At 44.4% G+C, this 18,307-nt stretch carries 21 protein-coding genes; 5 read left to right on the forward strand and 16 right to left on the reverse strand.

From position 1 onward, the window contains the following. Positions 1-115: 115 nt before the first annotated feature. The 4 genes from rpoH to ftsY all read right to left on the reverse strand — a co-directional run bounded on the left by rpoH (position 116) and on the right by ftsY (position 4,055). Positions 116-973 (reverse strand): RNA polymerase sigma factor RpoH, encoded by an 858-nt coding sequence (gene rpoH, locus R7Z10_RS21845; protein ID WP_005378693.1) that lies wholly within the window; start codon positions 971-973, stop codon positions 116-118. 176 nt (positions 974-1,149) lie between these two features. Continuing rightward, positions 1,150-2,118, reverse strand: coding sequence for a permease-like cell division protein FtsX (gene ftsX, locus R7Z10_RS21850; protein ID WP_005378695.1), 969 nt, complete (start codon positions 2,116-2,118; stop codon positions 1,150-1,152). Then, on the reverse strand, positions 2,108-2,782 hold the full coding sequence (gene ftsE / locus R7Z10_RS21855) for a cell division ATP-binding protein FtsE (RefSeq protein ID WP_005378697.1): 675 nt from the start codon (positions 2,780-2,782) through the stop codon (positions 2,108-2,110). The genes ftsX and ftsE overlap by 11 nt, the downstream gene beginning before the upstream one ends. A 22-nt stretch (positions 2,783-2,804) precedes the next feature. Continuing rightward, positions 2,805-4,055: a signal recognition particle-docking protein FtsY gene (gene ftsY, locus R7Z10_RS21860; RefSeq protein ID WP_115386362.1), complete on the reverse strand. Its 1,251-nt coding sequence runs from the start codon at positions 4,053-4,055 to the stop codon at positions 2,805-2,807. Positions 4,056-4,285: 230 nt separating this feature from the next. Between ftsY and rsmD the strand changes: the two genes are divergently transcribed. Both rsmD and R7Z10_RS21870 read left to right on the forward strand, forming a co-directional pair. Beyond that, a complete protein-coding gene (gene rsmD / locus R7Z10_RS21865) occupies positions 4,286-4,885 on the forward strand; it encodes a 16S rRNA (guanine(966)-N(2))-methyltransferase RsmD (RefSeq protein ID WP_005378702.1) in 600 nt (199 codons plus the stop codon). A gap of 25 nt (positions 4,886-4,910) precedes the next feature. After that, positions 4,911-5,177 carry a DUF1145 domain-containing protein gene (locus R7Z10_RS21870; protein WP_005378704.1) on the forward strand — a complete coding sequence of 89 codons (267 nt, stop codon included), beginning with the start codon at positions 4,911-4,913 and terminating at the stop codon, positions 5,175-5,177. 57 nt (positions 5,178-5,234) lie between these two features. Here the strand turns inward: R7Z10_RS21870 and R7Z10_RS21875 are convergent, their stop codons facing one another. The 4 genes from R7Z10_RS21875 to R7Z10_RS21890 form a co-directional block, all read right to left on the reverse strand. Next, positions 5,235-5,819 (reverse strand): YhgN family NAAT transporter, encoded by a 585-nt coding sequence (locus R7Z10_RS21875; protein ID WP_005389671.1) that lies wholly within the window; start codon positions 5,817-5,819, stop codon positions 5,235-5,237. 106 nt (positions 5,820-5,925) lie between these two features. Next, a complete protein-coding gene (locus R7Z10_RS21880; protein ID WP_005378711.1) occupies positions 5,926-6,147 on the reverse strand; it encodes a YecH family metal-binding protein in 222 nt (73 codons plus the stop codon). 69 nt (positions 6,148-6,216) lie between these two features. Continuing rightward, complete coding sequence (locus R7Z10_RS21885; protein WP_005389670.1) at positions 6,217-6,837, reverse strand: lysoplasmalogenase; 621 nt, start codon at positions 6,835-6,837, stop codon at positions 6,217-6,219. Positions 6,838-7,918: 1,081 nt separating this feature from the next. Next, positions 7,919-8,287 (reverse strand): hypothetical protein, encoded by a 369-nt coding sequence (locus tag R7Z10_RS21890; protein WP_005378717.1) that lies wholly within the window; start codon positions 8,285-8,287, stop codon positions 7,919-7,921. 327 nt (positions 8,288-8,614) lie between these two features. Here R7Z10_RS21890 and R7Z10_RS21895 point away from each other — a divergent pair, with 327 nt between their 5' ends. After that, complete coding sequence (locus R7Z10_RS21895; RefSeq protein WP_047103983.1) at positions 8,615-8,944, forward strand: DUF2500 domain-containing protein; 330 nt, start codon at positions 8,615-8,617, stop codon at positions 8,942-8,944. On the opposite strand, the gene R7Z10_RS21900 is transcribed toward R7Z10_RS21895, so the two are convergent. The 7 genes from R7Z10_RS21900 to rhtB all read right to left on the reverse strand — a co-directional run bounded on the left by R7Z10_RS21900 (position 8,941) and on the right by rhtB (position 15,617). Continuing rightward, the gene (locus R7Z10_RS21900) at positions 8,941-9,954 is read right to left on the reverse strand and encodes an acyltransferase (RefSeq protein ID WP_213886922.1); all 1,014 of its coding nucleotides are present in this window, start codon (positions 9,952-9,954) and stop codon (positions 8,941-8,943) included. The two genes, R7Z10_RS21895 and R7Z10_RS21900, sit on opposite strands and share 4 nt — an antisense overlap. Positions 9,955-10,237: 283 nt before the next feature. After that, positions 10,238-11,455, reverse strand: coding sequence for an organoarsenical effux MFS transporter ArsJ (arsJ, locus tag R7Z10_RS21905; RefSeq protein ID WP_005378722.1), 1,218 nt, complete (start codon positions 11,453-11,455; stop codon positions 10,238-10,240). 255 nt (positions 11,456-11,710) lie between these two features. Continuing rightward, a complete protein-coding gene (locus R7Z10_RS21910) occupies positions 11,711-12,205 on the reverse strand; it encodes a cyclin-dependent kinase inhibitor 3 family protein (protein WP_005378726.1) in 495 nt (164 codons plus the stop codon). Between the two features lie 12 nt (positions 12,206-12,217). Continuing rightward, complete coding sequence (locus R7Z10_RS21915; protein ID WP_005378729.1) at positions 12,218-13,219, reverse strand: ArsJ-associated glyceraldehyde-3-phosphate dehydrogenase; 1,002 nt, start codon at positions 13,217-13,219, stop codon at positions 12,218-12,220. Positions 13,220-13,261: 42 nt separating this feature from the next. After that, the gene (locus R7Z10_RS21920; RefSeq protein ID WP_005378730.1) at positions 13,262-13,597 is read right to left on the reverse strand and encodes a metalloregulator ArsR/SmtB family transcription factor; all 336 of its coding nucleotides are present in this window, start codon (positions 13,595-13,597) and stop codon (positions 13,262-13,264) included. 154 nt (positions 13,598-13,751) lie between these two features. Further along, positions 13,752-14,975, reverse strand: coding sequence for an EAL and HDOD domain-containing protein (locus R7Z10_RS21925; protein WP_005378731.1), 1,224 nt, complete (start codon positions 14,973-14,975; stop codon positions 13,752-13,754). Between the two features lie 24 nt (positions 14,976-14,999). After that, a complete protein-coding gene (gene rhtB / locus R7Z10_RS21930) occupies positions 15,000-15,617 on the reverse strand; it encodes a homoserine/homoserine lactone efflux protein (protein ID WP_005378732.1) in 618 nt (205 codons plus the stop codon). Positions 15,618-15,682: 65 nt separating this feature from the next. On the opposite strand from rhtB, the gene R7Z10_RS21935 reads away from it, so the two are divergent. Both R7Z10_RS21935 and R7Z10_RS21940 read left to right on the forward strand, forming a co-directional pair. Next, entirely contained in the window at positions 15,683-16,693 is a 1,011-nt protein-coding gene (locus R7Z10_RS21935; protein WP_005378733.1) for an alpha/beta fold hydrolase, read from the forward strand. Positions 16,694-16,937: 244 nt separating this feature from the next. Beyond that, positions 16,938-17,762, forward strand: coding sequence for a Cof-type HAD-IIB family hydrolase (locus tag R7Z10_RS21940; RefSeq protein ID WP_017636084.1), 825 nt, complete (start codon positions 16,938-16,940; stop codon positions 17,760-17,762). Positions 17,763-17,812: 50 nt separating this feature from the next. Here the strand turns inward: R7Z10_RS21940 and R7Z10_RS21945 are convergent, their stop codons facing one another. Continuing rightward, positions 17,813-18,283: an EVE domain-containing protein gene (locus R7Z10_RS21945; protein ID WP_182039479.1), complete on the reverse strand. Its 471-nt coding sequence runs from the start codon at positions 18,281-18,283 to the stop codon at positions 17,813-17,815. Between the last annotated feature and the right edge of the window lie 24 nt (positions 18,284-18,307).

Here is an 18,307-nt window from a genome sequence, read left to right on the forward strand (position 1 = left end):
GTAGCACATAAAATCCGGATCGCAAACGCTATCGATTTTCGATCGACAATAAAAAAGCCGAGATCACATGATCTCGGCTTTCTATGAAAATCTTACTTTCAATTAGCAGTGGAAATTAAAATTCACCCACAGCCAATTTTAGTTTCTTCATTGCATTTTTTTCTAGCTGGCGAATACGCTCGGCAGAAACACCGAACTCATCAGCTAAGTCTTGCAATGTTGCTTTCTCATCATCTAACCAACGAGAACGCACGATGCGCTGACTACGCTCATCCAAACTCGCTAATGCATGACCCAAGCGATTGTTGGTATGCATTTCCCAGTTGGCGGCTTCAATGTTGTCGGCCACATCAGACGATTTGTCTTCTAGGTATAGCATCGGCGCTGTGTAAGCGTTTGAGCTGTCGTCTTCATCAGTTGGCATATCAAAGGTTGAATCCACCGCCGCTAAGCGTGATTCCATCTCGCGAACTTCAGAAGGCTCAACACCTAACTCGCGCGCAACGGTTTCTACTTCACCGTTGTTAAACCAACCCAAGCGCTTTTTCGACTTACGCAGGTTGAAGAACAATTTACGTTGCGCTTTAGTGGTCGCAATTTTCACGATACGCCAGTTACGTAGCACGTATTCGTGGATCTCTGCTTTGATCCAGTGGACAGCGAAAGAAACCAAGCGAACCCCTACTTCTGGGTTAAAACGCTTAACGGCTTTCATTAGACCGATGTTACCCTCTTGCACAAGATCCGCCATTGGCAAACCGTAGCCAGAGTAACCACGAGCAACGTGAACAACGAATCGTAGGTGCGAAAGAATTAGACCTTTTGCAGCCTCAATCTCACCTTTATAGTGTAATCGTTCTGCCAGCTCACGCTCTTCGTCTGCAGTCAGCATTGGGTAGCTGTTTACTGAGCGAATATAGCTATCAAGGCTATCTTGCGTGACTAGAGCCATCGGATACGCTTCTTTTGTCATTCAATTCCTCATCAATCTCTGATCTGGAGCATTACATTGCAATTTAGCTTCGATATCTTGAACTCAAAATGAACAAGTTTCAAGAAGGGGAAGCAATTATCCATAAACATTTGGTCTAAGCAAGGGTTCAAAATTAGCTAGTGCTAATGAAATCCAAGTAATAAGACCGCCATCACTTAAACTGGTTCAATTTCTTTTAAATGTCGTTGCGCAGAAAAACGCGCCGCAATACATCCCAAAAGACTCCCAATGATGATTAATAACAAAGATTCATCCCAACTTAGACCAATCAGGCGGAACTGGCTATCGTACAACGCAGCAAGGTCTTCCACCGCACTATTCATGACAATGGTCACTAAAGCCGTTACCAACCACGCAATAGTGGCACCTAACACGCCAAACCACATACCTGTGTACAAGTAAGGGCGCAGAATAAAACTGTCCGTCGCACCGATCAGTTTCATGGTTTGAATCTCTTCTTTATTCGCCAGCACATTAAATCGCAATGTATTGCCAACGATTAAAAATACCGCACCGAGCATCAGCACTGTCAGGGTAATGACAATAATACTCGCGAGAGTTTTGATGGCATCAAGACGCGCCAGCCAGTCTTCGTCAAGTCTCACGTCGGTCACATCTTGTTGCTCTCGAACGTCTTTGGCTAATGACTGAATATCACTTTTTAGCTCCGAATCTGGCGTAATCACCAACACACCAGGTAGCGCATAGCCACTTAAAAGGCTGATAGCTTGGTCGAACCCTGCATATTGGCTTAAATCAGATAGACCTTGTTGCGGTGAAATATATTCTACCTCTTTTACCAAAGGCCAAGTTTCAATTTGATCTTTGAGAACCATCACTCGTGCATCCGGCATGCCTTCAACTAAGTAAGCACTAACTTGTGAAGGAGAAGCGACATCTTCCGCTGCCCCCGCAACGTTTTTCCCCAATAGATACAAACAAGCTGGCATGGCAAGTGCCATGGAGATGACCGCTAGAGTCAGAATGTTGCCTAGTGGTCGTTGCCATAAGGCGCTAAAAGAGGATTTAGCTTGTTTTGCGTGGACAGAGAAAAAACCATCGGTATTCGCACGCTTGGCACTGCGGCCTTTCCCCTTCTTTTGGGAGTGCTTGTTACCTGCCATAGTCTTCTACCTCACTTAGGAAGCCTTGGTTCAATTCAAAATGACGATACTGTGGGCGAGTGTTTACTAACCCCACATCGTGCGTGGCAAGTAGGATAGTCACGCCCGCACGGTTAAATTCTTCGAATAGACGCAACACACGGTTGGATAATTCTGGGTCAAGGTTACCCGTAGGCTCATCAGCCACCAGCAACGTTGGTCGATTAACCACAGCACGGGCAATACCGACGCGCTGCTGTTCACCACCAGAAAGTTGACTAGGTAGACAACGAGCTTTATCGAGTAAGCCCGTTTTATCTAACGCCGCAGAAACACGGCGTTTGATTTCGTTTTCAGAAATCGATTCGATACGCATTGGTAGAGCGACATTGTCGTACACACTGCGATCCATCAATAGGCGATGATCTTGAAAAACAATCCCAATATTGCGGCGCAAAAAAGGGATGTCTTTGCCTGGAATACGCGTGATGTCGTGGCCATTAAAATGGATTTTGCCATCGGTTGGTCGCTCTATCGCGCAGATCAATTTCAGCAAGGTACTTTTACCAGCCCCGGAATGTCCGCCTAAAAACGCCATTTCACCGCGCCTCAGGTGAAAATCGACTTTTTGCAGTGCTTGTCGACCACCTCGGTAAGCTTTGCTTACTTGCTGAAATTTGATCACCGTTGATTTCCTCTAACTCTTTTTATTCTTCACGACTAAACAGTGCGTCAATAAACTCTTGAGTTTCAAATGGACGCAAGTCTTCGATACCTTCACCCACACCAATGTAACGAATTGGAATACCGAACTGATCAGCAATAGCGAAAATTACGCCGCCCTTGGCTGTACCATCCAGCTTAGTCAAAGTAATCCCGGTTAGAGGGGCAACATCACTGAAAAGTTTCGCTTGGCTAATGGCATTTTGTCCTGTACCTGCATCAAGCGTTAGCATGATCTCATGTGGTGCAGAGTCATCAATTTTCTTCATCACACGTACAATCTTACGCAGCTCTTCCATTAGGTTCGCTTTGTTCTGTAGACGACCTGCTGTATCAGCAATCACCACATCCACACCACGTGCTTTTGCCGCTTCAATCGCATCATAGATAACAGAGGCACTGTCTGCTCCAGTATGTTGAGCAATCACAGGAACATTATTACGTTCACCCCACACTTGTAGCTGCTCAACCGCTGCGGCACGGAAAGTATCGCCCGCTGCAAGCATCACTTTTTTGCCTTGAGTTTGGAACTGCTTCGCTAACTTACCGATGGTCGTGGTTTTACCCACGCCATTTACACCCACCATCAAGATGACGTAAGGCGTTTTGTTGCTATCGATTTCTAGTGGCTGTTCAACTTTAGAAAGAATCTCAGCCATTTCTTCTTTCAACAAACCATAAAGGGCTTCGCCGTCTTTCAGATCGCCACGTGTGGCTTTTTCTGTCAGGTTGTTGATGATTTTTGTTGTGGTATTCATGCCCACATCAGCAATAAGCAGTTGCTCTTCTAGCTCTTCAAATAAGTCTTCATCGATTTTCTTACCGCTGAACAGACCGAAGAAGCCAGCACCAATATTTGCTTTTGTTCGGCTTAGGCTGCGTTTAAGACGAGCAAAAAAGCTTTCTGTTGGCTTTTCTTGTTCTTGAACACGAGGCGCGGCCGATACGACTTCTGGCTCCTCTGCTTCTGCTTCTGCTTCTGCTTCTGCTTCTGCTTCTGCTTCTGCTTCTGCTTCTGCTTCTGCTTCTGCTGGGGCAGCCTCTGATTGTTTCGCTTCTTCTTCAAGTTCTGGCGTTGCTTCCGCTTGCTCAGCAACCGCTTCGGTTTGCTGCTCTTCAGAAGGCGCTTCCACTGCTTCTTCTTTTACTGTTTCTTCAGTTTTTGGTTTTGGGCTTTGTTCTTCGTCACCAAAACCTAGCCACGAAAGTAATCCGCGCTTCTTTTTTTCCGTCATCTGGGGCTATCCTAGATTGTTCTTTTATCTATTAATGACTCTTTTTTGACAAGATTATTATCAGTCTAAAAAAGGCTAATGACAAAGTTCTGAAAACTTTCCGATTAGGTAATTCTAATCTTATTAGTGTTACACTCTGTCATCTTGAATATTCTGGGCTGTATCCAATCTCCAAGCTCATTGCTTGGGCGATTAGATATAGTATCACTTTATTAGCGGTCAAAAAATCTATGGTAAGACGTCGCCAGCAAAACTCATCACAAAAAAAGCCAACAACGGGCTTTGTTCGCATTATTAGTGGCTTATGGAGAGGCAGAAAACTTCCTGTACACGATGCTGAAGGCTTACGCCCCACGACAGATCGCGTCAAAGAAACGCTGTTTAACTGGTTAGCTCAAGATGTACCACAGGCAAAATGTCTCGACTTGTTTGCTGGCTCTGGCGGCTTGGGATTTGAGTCAGCTTCGCGCCAAGCAGAGCAAGTGACCATGGTTGAGCTAAACCCACAAGCTTTCCAACAGTTACAAAAGAATGTTGCCTCTCTTAACGCGAACAACATCCAAGTGGTAAATACCGACGCACTGAGTTTTTTGAAGCAACCGGGTTCTGCTCACCATGTGGTGTTTATTGACCCACCGTTTCGCAAAGGTCTATTGGATGAGACCGTGGCTCTGCTAGAACAAAATGGCTGGCTCGCGGAAGATGCGATGATTTATATTGAAACAGAAAAAGAACTCAATATTGCCGACTTACCAGAAAACTGGCAATTACATCGAGAAAAAACAGCAGGCCAAGTGAGCTATCGTCTGTACGAACGTACCTCCGCATAACGCCTCGATTTAAAAGGATACTTAAATGAAAGCACTAATTATGCTGGCCAAAGCGGCTATCGCCTTTGTTTGGTTAGTATTAATCCTAAATATTTTTATGCCCTTTCCCGGCAATGCCGCGATTGCGCTATACATCATGACCGCTTTTTTGTTCATCATGCACGGTTTACAAATGGCCATCTTCATTGGTGCATTTGGCGACAAAATAAAAATGAGCAGTTGGGAAAAATATTCAATCCTGATTTTTGGTATTTTTGCCCTACTCGATATTCGTCGTAAACACATGATGTAATCGCTCAGATACGAAAAAGCCGCTCTTGTGAGCGGCTTTTTTTCTGCGTTTCGTTCGTCACCCAATGTAACTTTTTACACCATCCAAGAACATTTGAGTGGAGATCATCACCAGTAACAAGCCCATTAAGCGTTCTACCGCCTTCAAGCCACGTTCACCCAACAAGCGATTAAAGAAGCCATAAAACATCAGTATAAAAAATGTTGCGCCCCACGCAATTACGACTGATGCTGACATTTCCAACATTTTCTCTGGATGTTGCGAAGACAGTAAAAGCAAGGCTGCAATCACTGAAGGGCCCGCGATCATAGGAATGGCCATCGGAACAATAAAGGGCTCCTCGCCTGCTGCCAGTCCAGTGATGCTGCCAGCACTCGGGAAAATCATCTTAATCGCAATAATGAAGAGAATAATGCCACCTGAAATGCTGAGCGTTTCTGGCTGGACATGCAAAAAACTTAAGATGCTTTGTCCTGCAAACAGAAACAACATCAAAATCAGTAAGGCAAACAGTAGTTCACGAATCAATACCTTACGACGACGCTTGGGATCGATATGTTTGAGAATAGACAACACAATCGGCAAGTTACCGAGAGGGTCCATGATTAGAAACAGCATGGTCGCTGCAGAAAGAATGTCCATATTCTGGCCTCACCTAAAAAATGGCGGCCAGTGTATAGCAAACTGACAACATGAGTATATGACTGAGGGTGAAAACACCATAGTCACCCTCGATCTTAGCCGCCGTTTAGTGATTGCAAACTCGCGCCATATTGACCACAAACTTACCTTCAAGCTCACGAATTTTGTCGCGCTTGAGCAAAAATGCTAGTAATGCATCTAAGTCTAGATCATTCAGTTTACAGGTGTGAAAGCGAACGCTAGCACCAAAGTGCTGTGTGAGGGCTTCGCGATCCATTGGTGTTTCTCTAAGTAGGTTTAGCAGCTCGTGAGCATGGATTTCACTCATTATTGACTCCAGTTATTAAGAACAATGCGTTCAGTTTACTGAAATCCTCAAGAGCTGCTTTGACTTAAATTAGTAAATGATTGAGGCAACAATGAGGGCATGAGCAAAAAAGTAACTGCCACTCACCCACAAATAGGCGTGTTTCATCGGTTTTCGATAACCGTGTATCGCGTATGCCAGCGCCGAATAGATGAGAACTAAGGTTCCGCTAAAGCCGATAGCATTGGCGTAACTCGGCACTTGTAACCAAACTTCACCGGCTGCCCAAGCAAGTTGAACCAGCATCATCCCCATGATCACAACAGGGAATACCAGAGAGTCGAGTTGAGGTAGCAACAAAAAGAACGCCACGATACTCGCTGCAAGCAGCAGGGCCAACAGCCACCAGACAATCTCACCATTAAGCTGCACCCAAAATGACTTGCTGTAGCATACCTGGGCAACCAGATAAGCCGTAAAATAGATTAGCTTACGAGTTTTAAACGAGTGCAGCGTATCTGCCACCATAGACACAATAAGCCCACCCGCAATCCAGTAGGTATATGTTGCGGATGCACCTTGAGTTAACACCAACACAAGAAGAAGTAGCAGAGTAAAGATTTTAAACACGAGGGATTGTGTCGGGTTAGCTTGCTTTGCTCCCAACACGGAATACACACCTGATAGCCCTATCGCCAGCCAACTCCACATGCAGTATACACCTTTTACTTAAACTCGCCGCTAGTCTAGGTAGACCAGTTTTGATGTAAAGACACAATCTACGAAAGTTGGATCTCGCTAGCGATTCGAAACATTTTGTAACCCTCAGCCTACGTAATAATAAAGCCGATGAGCCTGAATGATGCCACTAAACATTGGGGCCAAGCTTTGCTCATCAGCCGAACCCATCAAATCACACGACACAATAACCAACGCTTTCTAAAACTATTTAACTGAAAAACAGATAAGTGCTCCAGGTAAGCCGCCATTTCACAAACTGACGATTAAACCACCAGGATGTATGTAATGCAGGCAACAAGAATAAATAACAGACACAAAATAGAAAATAGTCTTAGTAGCGCTCTAAGAGAGGAGAAACCACTGATGACTAGGGGTAAAAACTAAGAAAACCGACCTTAATTCAGTAAAAAAAACATCAGACAAGAAAAGTAAGTCAATGATAAATAAAACCATAATTTCAATAACAGATAAAAGTGCGGACTTCATAAACCATAAAATCACTAAACACTTTTGAAGCCCATATTTTCTCATAAGGTAAGAAAATCTCACTCCATGCTTTCGATTTGACGATGCAACCTCATAGCACATTTTTTAATTTTCTCAATTTTTGAGAAATACAGACAAAATAAACACCCAACATACCATTCGAAACAAAAAACAATTACAAAGCCAACATCACAAACCATTTAACATTATAAAATCATATACTTAAAACAAAAAAGGATAGAAACAAAACAATGTGAACACTTTAAATACAGCACAAAAAACATAGTTTCATTAGTCAGAATCACGTAAAACCAGACAAGTTAAGTGTGATTTTTGAAAAGATTAACGAGCATATGTTGATCAAACCCCAAAAACAGTGCTATATTAAATTCATCGAGTTCATCAAAGATTAAGGGGTAGTGTTATGATTTCATCTTCTCAAAAACAAGGGCTGGTTATGATTGCAGTGGTTGTGGGTTTAATGACACTGCCAATGATGTACTAACCCAATGATTTAAAATAAAAAAGGACGCAAATGCGTCCTTTTTTATTTATCTGTATAGCTCTACTGAATGTGCTTAGACAAAATATCCCAGTGCATATAGTAGAAACCAAGAGCGGCCAGCGTAATCAACGTCATTAGCAAAATTGCTGTACGCCAAATAAAGCGAGAGCTTCTTGGTGTCAGCTCTTTTTCACAAGCATCACATGCCGCCATAAAGCCTTTACGATCATCCAGCTTGTAATCGTCTTCGTGCACCACTTTGTTACGCACGGTTGCGATGAATCGAAGCTTTGCTATCACGTCATGCGGTAAACGTTCTTCACAACTATTAATAAGTTGGTGCAACCCTTTCCCTTCTGCATGGTACTGAGTACGCAAAAGTTTTTCGATCGTTCGGGTACGCATGACTACTTTTTCAATATCTGACATCGTAACCCTCCTTACCAGACCCTTCCTATGTTCATTATTTTTATTCTTCTATAAATTTAGAGCTTTTTCGAGCCGTTAAGTGCAATTTTACTTTCAATTTGTGCCCTTGAGCTCATATAGCCTAACAAGTGAAAGCCGCTTCGTTCAGCTTTAGTGACTTCGCTTGCAGATGAAGCGACGATTTCATCGTGCATCATTAAGATAAATCGTGAAGTGCGCCGAATAATCTCCATATCCCTTTCATTAGATTATGAATAAGCTACCTCAACTCATCGTTTCGTCAGCGAGTTCTGTAGAATGGGACCCGATAAAACATTGGAGGTTAATATGCCAATCTCACTTATTGTCGCCCTATTCGCCCTTATTGCCTTGGGCGCGTGGGTGTTTTTCCGTTTTTATAGTAAGCACTATGTGGGCGAAGACGCTCCAGAGCAAAGCGCGCAGGTAACGGTTTTAGATAAACAAGCGCTAGACATACCAAACGCACCACCAGGTCAAGACGATAAAGAGTATTGGATTTACGTTCAACGTGGTTCTATCGGTCCAAAGCGTGAATTCCAAATTGGAGTGCATTACTACCATGCACTCAACCCTGGAGATAAGGGAACACTGACCTATCGCGGCAACAAGTTCCTTCACTTCGCTATCAAACGTTAAGGCAGTAACCAACGAGTCTTGGCAGAACGAGAAAAGAGATAGCTCATCGCCAAGGCTCCAGCTCCACTTAGAACGATCCAGACTGGAATCACCCACGCAGGATGTCCTGTGTACCAACCGAACTCTTTCATCGGCCATAAGAAAATAGGGTGAAGTAAGTAAATCCCCAAGCTGTGCTGACTGATCACACTTACCACTTTTTGTACTTTTGGTGATAAGCCTTCACCAAAGTAACGCCCGATCATAAAAATCATCGAAGCCGCTAGAATCACATTCAGTGTTTTATAAGAGAGCCAGCGCCCAACCGTATACTTCTCCGCCTCTAAGCTATTTGTCACAACCATCGTAAAGGTCACTGCCAACGCCACGAGTCCTAGCCCAACAAATAAGGTCACCATAGAGCGATTCAAAGGTACCTTTTGAAATAAAACATACCCCAGTGGAAGGTAACCCATATAAAGCCACATCTGATTACTCCAAGGGCCATCAATCTTGAACAAGAACAGTGTGCTGGTGAAAAGCCAAAATGCGAGATAGGTATACAAGACGTTGTCATCCACGTTGCGTACCATCCATTGAAACAGCGGAATCACAAAATACAGTGGTATAAAGTAATAGAAAAAGCCGAGATGGTAATACGTTGCGTGGAATGGGCTATTGCTTAATACCTCTTTTACGGTTTCAAAATTAAAGCCTTGAGAAGTCCAACCTGAAAGGTATGCATAAAACATCGACCAAATAAGAAATGGAACTAAAACTTTGCCCAAACGCCTTTTGATATAATACTTACCGTCAAATGGTCGAGTGTCACTGAGCATTAGCGCTCCGGTGATCAAAATAAAAACTGGCACTGCCCAGCGGGTTACGCTATTCACGCCTACCGCTGTCAGCCATTGGTCAAATGGAATCACTCCTAACTCATTTCGATACGGTGCCAAGACGTGAATGGCGATCACTGCTACCGCTGCGAAGCAGCGCAATAAATCAAAAAACAGAACCCTTTCTCTCATACCTTTCCCTACTTTGAGTCGCTTATCGTTTATAGCATAGGGTAAATCTCAACCAGTGAAATGGTTAACAATCTGTTTTTGCTTATTTTTAACTCAACAATGACCTACAACGGGGATTTCATCACCACTCTAATCACTTAACGAGAACCAAAAACCAAGCATCAGTATTCACTCTCGATGCCAAACCGACACAATCTGATTACAGCAAACGGCGCATAAGAAACAAAAATGGCTCCGATTTGGAGCCATTTATACCATCTACAGATAGCGATACTGGGGGTAGTTACGCAGTAGCAACATTAGCTTTTGGCAACTTAATTGAAATCAGCGTCGTCAGTGCCAAGAAAGCAAAAGAAACCCATAAGCACGCTGCAAGACCAGCCTCTTGGTAGATCCAACCCGATAATACCGTGCCAATCAAACGTCCCATCGCATTGGCCATGTAGTAAAAACCGACATCCAACGAGACGCCATCGCCTTTAGCGTAGCTCACTATCAAGTACGAGTGCAGCGAAGAGTTAATGGCAAACACAGCGCCAAAAATCATCAAACCTACCACAATCACCAATTCAGGCTGCCAACCGATTTGCACACCATAAGCAATACCAGCCGTAATTAACGCTAGGATTCCTGCCCACACCAATGCTGCACTACCATCAGGCACACGACCTTGCGCTTTGCCAGTAATACGCGGCGCAAAGCCTTGCACAAACCCATAAGCAATGACCCACGCTGCGAGAAAGCTACCAACCCACAAGTGATCCCAGCCAAACACGCTACCAAGATAAATAGGCAGAGCAACGACAAACCACACATCACGAGCACCAAACAAGAACATGCGTGCTGCGGATAAAATGTTTATCGATTCAGACTTGGAGAATATTTGGCGAAACTTAGGTTTACTCTTTGCTTTACCCATGTCCGCTTCTAGCCAGATCATGCTGCAAACAAACACTAATGTAAGTACACCCGCCATAATAAACATCGAGTTTTGAAAACCCACCCAAGACAGCAGCAAGCCACCAACAAAAAAGCCCGCTCCTTTGAGTGCATTCTTCGAGCCAGTCAAAATCGCTACCCATTTGTAGAGCGCACCTTGCTGTTCGTCTGGTACTAGCGTTTTAATCGCGCTCTTAGCACTCATTTTGTTCAGATCTTTGGCAATCCCCGACAGAGCTTGCGCTGCCATCACCCAAGGAATGGTCAGCCATGCATTTGGTACTGCGAGCATCAGCAACGCAAACACTTGCATCGCTAAACCAATGTTCATGGTTTTATTTAGGCCTAACCTTGCGCCCAACCAACCACCAACTAGGTTTGTCACCACACCAAAAAATTCATAGAAAAGGAACAGTGAGGCAATAGCTAACGTGGAATAACCTAAATCATGAAAATAGAGCACCACTAGCATACGCAGTGCGCCATCGGTCACCGTAAAGTTCCAATAGTTAAACGTCACTAACATGTACTGACGAATACTTTTGCTTAATTGAGAAATCATATTGACCTCATATGTACAGCGATAGAAGCATTTAGATCATCATGTTCTAAATACTTCCTAACCTGTACAGCAACATTGACCAATACAATGTTGCTGTGATTTTCAAAAAAATGCCCCAACATCAATGAAAAGAAAAATACACCTTAAAAACAATGCATTAGTTAATATTAATGGCATTTTTTGTAAACAGTCGTATCCTGAAGAAGCTTGAATTTAGCTTTTGGATCATGATGAACCAAAAGCTATTTAAGCTGATCAAGCGTCTTGAGCCACGCGTTCGATGTACTCAACTTGCACAGGTTTTGTAAATGCACCAGGGCGCAATGCCTGCACTTCTCGCACGATATCTTCTAACTGCCATTCCTTTTCTAGGAGTAGGTGAGCAGCGAACAAACCTGTGCGCCCCGAACCACCCATGCAATGCATCGCAATTTTGCCACCTTGAGCAAGAATCGCGTGCAGTTCCGGACTGGCTTGTTGCCACTTCGTCGCAAATTCTTCATTTGGTGCGCAGTCGTCTTCAATCTCGATCTGGAACCATTTCATACCCAGTTGCTGAGTGGCTTCACCCAATGCAGAGACATTCTTCGCAGCTAATTCACTATCATCTAATGCAGTAACGACCGCTTGAACACCCTGCTCTTTCAAATGTTCTAACGACGCGTGCAAATCAACGCCTTTCGTTCCTGGGCACGGTGTTAAGATTAAAGCACCGGAGTCCAAATCTAATTGCCATGTAGGATGAGACATTGTGACCCCCTTTTAAGCCAAACCAACGTTACGAACCAGCTCTGCTGTGCGCGTTGCATAACCCATTTCGTTATCGTACCAAGCGTAAATCTTAACCATACGAGAACCCACAACCATGGTTGATTGCGCATCAACGATGGTTGAACGTTGGTCGCCTTTATAATCGATAGAAACTAAAGGACGCTCTTCGAAGCCAAGGATGCCTTTCAAATCACCTTCAGATGCTTCTTTTAACAGTACATTCACTTCTTCTGCTGTGGTATCACGCTTCACATCAAAAATGATGTCTGTTAACGATGCGTTTGCTAGAGGTACGCGAACCGCATGACCATTAATTTTGTCTTTTAATTCTGGGAAAATTTCGACAATTGCCTTCGCGCTACCCGTCGTGGTTGGGATAAGGCTCATGCCGCATGCTCTTGCACGGCGTAGATCTTTGTGTGGCGCATCCAAAATAGTTTGCGTATTCGTCAGGTCGTGAATGGTCGTAAAAGAAGATTGTTCGATACCCAATTTCTCATGAATGACTTTAACCACAGGTGCGATACAGTTAGTCGTACACGAAGCTGCTGTCACGATACGATGTTTTTCAGGGTCGAAAATATGGTCGTTCACGCCCACCACAATGTTCGCAATACCTTCTTCTTTCACAGGTGCGCTTACCACGACACGTTTCACGCCTTGCTCTAGGTATTTGTTTAGGAATGATGTTTTGCGATGTACGCCTGTCGCTTCAATCACAACATCACAATCAGACCAGTTCACCGCATCGATATCGCGTTGTTGAGTCGTGGCGACACGCTTGCCGTTGATGACGAGCTCACTGCCTTCGACCTGAACTCCATGATGCCAACGACCTTGCACTGAATCGAATTCTAATAAGTGACCAAGCGTAGCGGCGTCACCTGCGACATCGTTGATTAACACAAACTCCAATTCTGGCCAATCAAATGCCGCTCGCAGCGCTAAGCGACCAATTCGGCCAAAGCCATTAATTCCTACTTTAATTGTCATAGTTTTACCCTCTAATCTTCTACCTTGAATCTCTATTCGCTGTTAACAGCAAGCCTCACGACTTTTATCGTGTAAGCGAGTGATGTCGTCTTGGTATTCCTGCTTCAAACAGTTTGATGCCACTAAGTCTTCAATTAACTTTCGCATCCAACCTGGTAATTGCTGTGATAACTCGTAATACACCCATTGCCCTTGGCGTTTATCCACCAAGATGCCACTGGATCGTAACTGAGCAAGATGACGAGAAACTTTCGGCTGGCTCTCTTGTAGAGCAAACGCCAAATCGCCAACGCAAGTTTCACCTTCACGGGCCACGAGCATTAAACAACGTACGCGTGTTTCATCGGATAACAGCTTAAAAAACTGATGTGGAAGCATAATGAACATACCTATATATGGATATGCGTATATGTTTATTTAATTAAGATATATCGTCAAGAGGAAACCGTCCATCGTCATAAAAGTTTCACATCTAACGAACAGCTTGATTGTAAAGAGAGAGATTCAAAGAGATAAAAGATAAGACAAGAAATTATGCAGTCGCGATGCTTTGACTCCAGCGAGCCGCTTCACCTAAGGAGAGCTTCACTTCCTCTAAAGGCAACCCCAATTGCATCGTGATTTTTTCAACCCCTGACCAATCGGCACGCTCGTAGCACTCTTCGAGGGAAATAAGTGCACCATAAACCCCTTTGCGATGTAATAGCGCTTGTTGTACTGAATGACTAAGCGGTAACTGCCTAACTAAAGATTCCACCGAAAGATCCAGCAGCGCATCTAGAATCGACAGCAAACCAACCATGAAACCTTGCTCGTTGAGGTGAGAGAATGGCTGATAGCGCGACATCAATTGGCAAAATTGAGCTCGTTGCAATGAAAGGTGATACAGCTCTCGAGGCTTGTTACTGGAGATATACGATGCCACAACCAAAGAGACAAACTGCTTAAGGTTATCCTGGCCAAGATAAATCAATGCCTGACGAAAAGAGCTGATTTCGACAGCCAAATTCGGCGCTTGCGTATTTACAAAACGCAATAATTTATATGACAACGCGACATCTTGCGTAATGATGGACTCGATACGAGTAAAGTCAGGCTCAGGAGCACAAACTTCACGAAACAGTTGCAATGCCAACACTTGCTCAGGACTGACGTATTTAGTCTGCGAGACGAGTGGCTTGCTAAAAAAATAACCTTGGAAAAATTTAAAGCCAGCCGCTTTCGCTTGCTCAAACTCTTCTGCGGTTTCAACACGTTCTGCTAAAAAGTGGTATTTGACGCGTTTGGCAAGGTGTGTTTTGACCAGTTCACAGGCCTTTTCGAGCCCCATCGCCATAATGTCGAGCTTCACAATATGCACATATGGCAAAAAACGACGCCATTCTGGTGTTAGGGTGAAGTCATCCAAAGCGATCAAGTAACCTTCTCGATAAAACTCACGAATCGCATCAAGAAGCTCATCCGTAGGTTGGCACGTTTCCAACACTTCGATGACAATTTTGTTTTTCGGCAAACTGCGCGGCAAACGTCGCACCAAGCTTTGATGAGGAAAGTTAATAAAGCATCTTGAAGAGGCAATCACTGGGTTAGTACCCAGTGATAGGAAGTTTTCGACGATCAGTCGGTATGTCGCTCGATTTGAATCAATATGTGAAGGGTATGCGTTACTCTCCCCGTCTCGAAACAACAATTCATAACCCAGCGTCTGTCTTTTTCGGTTAAAGATCGGCTGGCGAGCGACATACGTTGTATTCATGCTAAAGAAGGACCTATAAATGGCTTATGACTTTGCAGCTGCTAATAATGCACCACAACCCATGAACATTGAACCGAATACTTTGTTTATTTTTCCCATGATTTTATCGGAGCGAATAAAGCGTCCCATTTGTGCTGCCAAGCTCGTGTAACCCAACATTACACACGCATCAATCACGACCGTAGTGACGCCAAGCACCAACAGTTGCGTGATTTGGTCTTTTGCCGGGTCAATAAACTGCGGGAACAACGCCACCAGAAAAACAATCGATTTAGGGTTGGTGAGGTTAATTAACACTGCCTTGTACAACAGCGCCGTGCCTGACATCTCGTTGTGGTTTTCAGCTGCGACTAAGCTTGATGTATCGCGCCATTTCTGAATCCCCAACCAAACCAGATAAGCGGCACCAACCCATTTAATGACAGAAAATGCGGTTGCTGACTGCGCGACAAGCGCACCAATACCCGCCCCCACCAGCGCGATGTGGATAACTAAACCAATTTGTAAGCCAATAATGGCACCCAGTGATTTACGGGTACCGTAACTCAAACCATTACTGATTGAGTTCACCGTGCCAGAACCCGGAGCCAAACTAAAAACGATTGCTGTTACTACATAAGCTAACCAGACATGGGTATCCATTGCATTTCCTCACTAATTCTTCGATGATACATCGCGTAAACAACGTATCTTCAGGTAATCAACTAATGGCGACTAACCATTCACCTTTGACTTATACTCAAGAGACATTATTTGAGCAAGCAATTGGTGGTCCGATCGCAGCACTTTGGCAAACTCGCCAAGAGGGCTTTGTTAAAGGGACTGAGAAAAAGAACATTTACTGGTGCAAGCTAACCAACCCAGAGCATAAAAAAGCCGTGCTCATCGTAAATGGACGCATTGAGTCTTCCTGGAAATACCAAGAGCTGTTTTACGATCTCTACCGCCAAGGTTTCGATGTCTATTCCTTTGACCACCGCGGACAAGGTTTATCAGATCGTTTATTATCTGACTCAGATATGGGTCACGTCTATGACTTTACTGATTATATTGATGATATGGACATCGTCGTAAAAAAACACGACCTTAGCGAATATCAACAATGCTTCATCATCGCGCACTCTATGGGCGGCGCGATCGCCACACGTTACCTGCAAACTCACCCAGAACACCCTTTTACTGGTTTGATTCTAAGTGCGCCCATGTTTGGCATTAACCTGCCATGGTACCTCTCACCAATAGCGATTCCGGTCACACAAATTATGTCAGCGGTATCGACTTTGCCACGCTATGCACCAGGACATCAGGCCTACTTCCCTAAGCCCTTTGAAGATAACCCACTTAGCCAAAGTTACGGCCGCTACCAATGGTTCCGAAACCTATATACGGAAAAACCGGAACTGCAAGTCGGTGGGCCAAGCACTCGCTGGGTTTGGCAAGGGCTCATGGCCGCTAAGCAGTGCTTTTTATTAACTCGCCAAGTCAAAATACCAGTAATCCTAATCCAAGCCGGAAACGATCGGATTGTTAGCAACCTCGCGCAAAAGCGTTTTATTGATAAATTGCGGAAAACCAACCCGCACGCGGAGCTGCTTTCTATCGAAGGCGCACAGCATGAAATCTTGTTCGAGACCGACAAGTATCGTAATCAAGCGCTCGATGCGATTTTCCGCTTTATGAATGACCCTAAATCGCCATCAAACGAACAAGCACAATAAGAACTCTAGGCGACCATTTCACGACTAAGATTAAAGAGGAAATGTCTACACATCGATTTACCCTCTTTTTCATCCTCATTTTGGCGTACACTGCTTGAACTTGGCTACTTTGACACAGTGTTTAACCGCATAGTGCTACGGGCCCAAGTTCCCCCGCATTCGGAGCAGTACGATCTAGTCAGTCTGCTGTACTCCGTTTGCAATTCACCTGTTCCACACTATCCAAACCGTTTACGAGGACTTCATGAGCACATCGCTACCTTGCAAAGAGATCACCAAAATCGTTGCCTCTGATCTGGATGGCACGTTACTCGCACCAAACCATCAGCTCAGTGCTTACTCAAAAGAGACGCTAAAAGCGCTGCATGAAAAGGGTTATACCTTTGTCTTTGCAACCGGCCGTCACCACGTAGACGTTGCGAGCATCCGTCGCCAAGTTGGCATTCCAGCTTATATGATCACGTCGAATGGTGCCCGAGTGCATGACCAGGAAGATCAGCTAATGTACAGCGAGAATGTCCCTGCGGAACTGGTACAAGGCGTGATCGACACGATCAAACATGATCAAGAAATACTTATTCACATGTATCAAAATGATAGCTGGTTGATGAACAAGGATGATGAAACGTTACGTGACTTCCACGATGAATTCACTTACGTCTTATTTGATGAAGACCACGCCCCAACTGACGGTATTGCGAAAGTTTTCTTCACGCATCCAGGAGAAGACCACGAACGTTTGGTCGTATTTGAAAACAAACTACGTGAGCAGTTTGGTGATAAGCTGAACATCGCATTTTCAACGCCTTGGTGTTTGGAAGTAATGAGCGCTGGCGTGTCTAAAGGCCATGCTCTTGAAGCGGTAGCGAAAAAACTCGACCTCACGTTAGAAAACTGCGTAGCATTTGGTGATGGCATGAATGACGTAGAAATGCTGTCGATGGCAGGTAAAGGGCTAGTTATGGGTACATCACACGAAAAAGTGATGAAAGCTCTACCAAATAATGAAGTGATTGGCAGCAATGCGGAAGATGCGGTTGCACACTACCTACAAGAACACTTGCTGTAAGCTTCAATACTCCAAATTATGAAGGGCTGCACATTCGCAGCCCTTTTCTTTTATCGCTGACTTGGCAGCTTCTCTTTGCCAAGAATCGCGTCCCATTCTTCTTCTGTCACGGGCATAATCGACAAGCGATTTCCACGTTTCACCAACGGCATGTTCTCAAGTTCTGGCATCGCTTTCATCACCGACAACGGAATCACTCGCGCCATTTTACGTACAAACTCGACATCCACCATAATCCAACGCGGGTTGTCTGGGTCTGACTTTGGATCGTAATAATCGCTTTCGGGATCGAATTGGAAATGATCGGGATAGGCTTCTCTCACAACTTTAGCAATACCTGCCACGCCAACATGTTTACAAGAAGAGTGGTAAATCAGGACTAAATCGCCCACCTTCACTTGGTCACGCATCATATTGCGCGCCTGATAATTACGAACTCCCTCCCAACATGAAACCTTTTGGGTTCGAAGCGTGTCAATAGAAAAGGTATCTGGTTCAGTTTTAAATAACCAATATGCCATAATGCCATCCGATGCCGATTGAGT

This window comes from Vibrio sp. Vb1018, assembly GCF_033338775.1.
Lineage (GTDB): Bacteria > Pseudomonadota > Gammaproteobacteria > Enterobacterales > Vibrionaceae > Vibrio > Vibrio alginolyticus.

Coding starts and splice junctions, on each gene's coding strand:
- rpoH (WP_005378693.1), bottom strand. CDS start 973: ATGACAAAAGAAGCGTATCCGATGGCTCTAGTCACGCAAGATAGCCTT.
- ftsX (WP_005378695.1), bottom strand. CDS start 2,118: ATGGCAGGTAACAAGCACTCCCAAAAGAAGGGGAAAGGCCGCAGTGCC.
- ftsY (WP_115386362.1), bottom strand. CDS start 4,055: ATGACGGAAAAAAAGAAGCGCGGATTACTTTCGTGGCTAGGTTTTGGT.
- rsmD (WP_005378702.1), top strand. CDS start 4,286: ATGGTAAGACGTCGCCAGCAAAACTCATCACAAAAAAAGCCAACAACG.
- R7Z10_RS21870 (WP_005378704.1), top strand. CDS start 4,911: ATGAAAGCACTAATTATGCTGGCCAAAGCGGCTATCGCCTTTGTTTGG.
- R7Z10_RS21875 (WP_005389671.1), bottom strand. CDS start 5,819: ATGGACATTCTTTCTGCAGCGACCATGCTGTTTCTAATCATGGACCCT.
- R7Z10_RS21880 (WP_005378711.1), bottom strand. CDS start 6,147: ATGAGTGAAATCCATGCTCACGAGCTGCTAAACCTACTTAGAGAAACA.
- R7Z10_RS21885 (WP_005389670.1), bottom strand. CDS start 6,837: ATGTGGAGTTGGCTGGCGATAGGGCTATCAGGTGTGTATTCCGTGTTG.
- R7Z10_RS21890 (WP_005378717.1), bottom strand. CDS start 8,287: ATGTCAGATATTGAAAAAGTAGTCATGCGTACCCGAACGATCGAAAAA.
- R7Z10_RS21895 (WP_047103983.1), top strand. CDS start 8,615: ATGCCAATCTCACTTATTGTCGCCCTATTCGCCCTTATTGCCTTGGGC.
- R7Z10_RS21900 (WP_213886922.1), bottom strand. CDS start 9,954: ATGAGAGAAAGGGTTCTGTTTTTTGATTTATTGCGCTGCTTCGCAGCG.
- arsJ (WP_005378722.1), bottom strand. CDS start 11,455: ATGATTTCTCAATTAAGCAAAAGTATTCGTCAGTACATGTTAGTGACG.
- R7Z10_RS21910 (WP_005378726.1), bottom strand. CDS start 12,205: ATGTCTCATCCTACATGGCAATTAGATTTGGACTCCGGTGCTTTAATC.
- R7Z10_RS21915 (WP_005378729.1), bottom strand. CDS start 13,219: ATGACAATTAAAGTAGGAATTAATGGCTTTGGCCGAATTGGTCGCTTA.
- R7Z10_RS21920 (WP_005378730.1), bottom strand. CDS start 13,597: ATGCTTCCACATCAGTTTTTTAAGCTGTTATCCGATGAAACACGCGTA.
- R7Z10_RS21925 (WP_005378731.1), bottom strand. CDS start 14,975: ATGAATACAACGTATGTCGCTCGCCAGCCGATCTTTAACCGAAAAAGA.
- rhtB (WP_005378732.1), bottom strand. CDS start 15,617: ATGGATACCCATGTCTGGTTAGCTTATGTAGTAACAGCAATCGTTTTT.
- R7Z10_RS21935 (WP_005378733.1), top strand. CDS start 15,683: ATGGCGACTAACCATTCACCTTTGACTTATACTCAAGAGACATTATTT.
- R7Z10_RS21940 (WP_017636084.1), top strand. CDS start 16,938: ATGAGCACATCGCTACCTTGCAAAGAGATCACCAAAATCGTTGCCTCT.
- R7Z10_RS21945 (WP_182039479.1), bottom strand. CDS start 18,283: ATGGCATATTGGTTATTTAAAACTGAACCAGATACCTTTTCTATTGAC.